The organism is Palleronia sp., assembly GCF_042089775.1.
Lineage (GTDB): Bacteria > Pseudomonadota > Alphaproteobacteria > Rhodobacterales > Rhodobacteraceae > Palleronia.
This window is the reverse complement of record NZ_JBELKF010000242.1, coordinates 1-2,691: the sequence shown is the minus strand read 5'-3', so window position 1 is coordinate 2,691 and position 2,691 is coordinate 1. Positions and strand designations below refer to the sequence as shown.

Annotated in this window: 4 protein-coding genes; all 4 read left to right on the top strand. The window is 65.1% G+C overall.

Translation table 11 applies throughout. The annotated features are described in order from the left end of the window. A partial coding sequence (locus tag ACFDS3_RS20585) for a hypothetical protein (RefSeq protein WP_375264189.1) occupies positions 1-262 on the top strand: 262 nt, incomplete at its 5' end. Between the two features lie 19 nt (positions 263-281). After that, positions 282-1,466 (top strand): hypothetical protein, encoded by a 1,185-nt coding sequence (locus ACFDS3_RS20580; protein WP_375264188.1) that lies wholly within the window; start codon positions 282-284, stop codon positions 1,464-1,466. A gap of 68 nt (positions 1,467-1,534) precedes the next feature. Then, positions 1,535-1,846 carry a hypothetical protein gene (locus ACFDS3_RS20575; RefSeq protein WP_375264187.1) on the top strand — a complete coding sequence of 104 codons (312 nt, stop codon included), beginning with the start codon at positions 1,535-1,537 and terminating at the stop codon, positions 1,844-1,846. Then, entirely contained in the window at positions 1,846-2,568 is a 723-nt protein-coding gene (locus tag ACFDS3_RS20570) for a hypothetical protein (protein ID WP_375264186.1), read from the top strand. The genes ACFDS3_RS20575 and ACFDS3_RS20570 overlap by 1 nt, the downstream gene beginning before the upstream one ends. The last annotated feature ends 123 nt before the right edge of the window (positions 2,569-2,691 follow it).

Below are 2,691 nucleotides of genomic sequence, written 5' to 3'. Positions count from 1 at the left end.
CGCCAAGCTGGCCGGTGACGGCGACGTCATCATCGGTCGCCTCGCGTCCTTCGAGAACCGCAAGATCGAAGGCATCGTCGTCGGCGCCGTCGAGTTCCGCTTCGCCAACACCCTGCCGATCAAAGCCGGTGAAGTCGTCGCCGTTGGCGCGACCGTCGTCGGTGCCGGCGCTGGCGAAGTCAAAGCCGCTGCCACCCCGAACCACAACACCAACTTCGTCGCCGAGGTCATCGACGGCAAAGCGGTTGTGGTGAAGTTCTAATCCCACGGAGACAACCAAGATGTTCAAACCCCTCTCCCAGGTCCGTCGCCGTGATGTGAGCGAAGTGCTGGCCCTGCGTTCGGAGTCCCAGCACGAAGGCATCCAAGCCGGTCTGGCCCTGACCCGCGAGGCGAAAGAGTTCGGCCTCGGTCTGCGTCAGTTCCTCGACCTCGCCGTCGATGTCCGTGGCTCGGCTGAGTCCGACAAGTACCGCAGCGCCAATGGCTACCTCTCGGGCTACGAAGCCTCGCTGGCCGCGCTGAACCTGCCGGTCAACGACAACCTGCCGGCTGGCCACGTCCTCGACGCCGCCTCCGACACCTTCCAGACCTACCCCGGCACCCGCGCCCTCTTCCCCGAGGTCGTCGATGACGTGGTCCGCTGGAAGTACCGTCAGGAGCAGCTCGAGACCACCGCCGCCTTCGTCGCGCAGTCGCGCACCGTGAACGGCGTCGAGATGATCTCGACCGTGATCGAGGACAACGAGGAAGACTACCAGGTCAACCGTGCGGTTGCCGAACTGGGCCGGTTCCCGGTGCGGACCATCCGTTCCGGCCAGACCGCCGTGCAGTTCTACAAGCACGGTGGCGGTCTGCGGATCTCCTACGAGTTCGCTCGTCGCGTCCGCCTCGACATGCTGACCCCCTTCAACAACCGCGCGGCTCGCGAGACCGAGCGTTCGAAGGTGATCACCGCCACCCACGTCCTGCTGAACGGCGACGGCGTGAATGGCGCGGCCCCGGTCGTGGCCCAGTCGGCTTTCGACGCGAACGCTGCCGCCGGCAAGCTGTCGTGGGAAGGCATGTCGGGCTGGCTCGTTGCCCGCGCGAAGGCCGGCACCCCGGTCGACACCGTGATCGGCAACTGGGACGCCTACCTGCTCTGGCTCCGCATGTTCGCTCTGCCGACCTCGAGCCTGAACCGCACCGACGCCGAGAACCTCGCCGCCACCGGCTTCCAGATGAACGCCGTCCCGCTCGTCTCGGGCACCGTGAACTTCGCTCTGTCGAGCGGCGTCCCGGCTGGCCGTCTGCTGGGCATCTCGAAGGGTGACACCATCGAGGAGCTGATCGAAGCCGGCTCGAACATCGACGAGTCCGAGCGCGCGATCCAGAACCAGAGCATCACCTACGTGAAGTCCGAGAACAGCGGCTACAAGCTGGCCTTCGGCGACACCCGGTCGGTCTACAACTTCGGCGCCTGAGCCCCATAGGCAGCCGAAACTAGGCCCACCGCCTCCAAAGCGGTGGGCCTTCTTTTAGAGGATGGACCATGGTCAAACACCTTGTTGAAACGTCGGGCGCCTTCGAGCTGGTCGACTTCACCTACAACCAACAGATCGTCGACGCCTTCCGACCCAGCGTCGTCGAGATGAGCATCTTCCTGTCGGGCCGCGTGGCCAACGGACAGGTCCGCATCCTTGGCAAACTCTCGGAAAATGCCACGGATGAGGAGTTCCTCGGCTTCTGGAGAGAGAGCAAGACCCCCGAGCAGGCGATCGACAGCTTCCTTTCGGCCTTCGGTCTGCAGGAAGTGACCGAGAAGACGGTGAAAGCTCCGGCTGCGAAGAAGGCGAAAGCCTGATGATCGACATCACCAGCGGGACTGTCGGGACGATCACGATCCCCCTCCTCGAGGGGAAGGCCCCGCTGGTGCCCGAGGCCGGCTCGGTCTTCTACAGCATCCTCGACCAGACCGGTGCCGCCACAACGGTGACCGCTCGACCCGTGACCACGGACGTGACCACGCACACCTTGCGTCTGGAGCTGCCCGCCGAGGTCAACACGATCGCCGAAGGCCGTCTGTTCGAGAAACGGGTGGTCCTCGTGACCTTCCGCTGGGCGGGCTCAACCCGACAGATCGAGGCCTTCTACCGCGTGCTGCCCCGTCTGGCGCACACCGTGACGCCCGATGACGTGCGCAACTACCTCGGCATCAGCGAGCACGAGATCAGCGACGAGAGCATCGACCTCCCGGCGGCGTACTTCTACGTCGAGGCCGACTTCAAGCCCGTGTCTCTCGCGACCGTGCTGACCTCGGGCACCGTGGCCGAGATCGCCGCCAACACCTGCATCACCCTGCAAGCCGCCATCCGCCTGCTGCCCTCGATCCGCCAGCGGATCGCCCAGCAGCAGACCAACGGCCTGCACGAGTTCCAGCGCCCGCAGGTGGTCAGCACCTACGAGCTGGAGGCGAAAACATGGGAGCGGTACGTCGCCGCCCGGGCCGAGGCCACCGGGATCGAGATCCCGACCCGCAGCTTGGTGGTCGCCACCACGGACACCGACGCCATTACCGGAGAGTGAGATGATCTCCCTAGAGACGGCTGGTCAGCGCTTCGAAAGCACCCTCCTCAAGGAGAGCGGCCTGCCGTTCAAGGGGGTCTTCCAGCCGCTGCAGGACCAGAAAATCTACGCCGACGACTACTA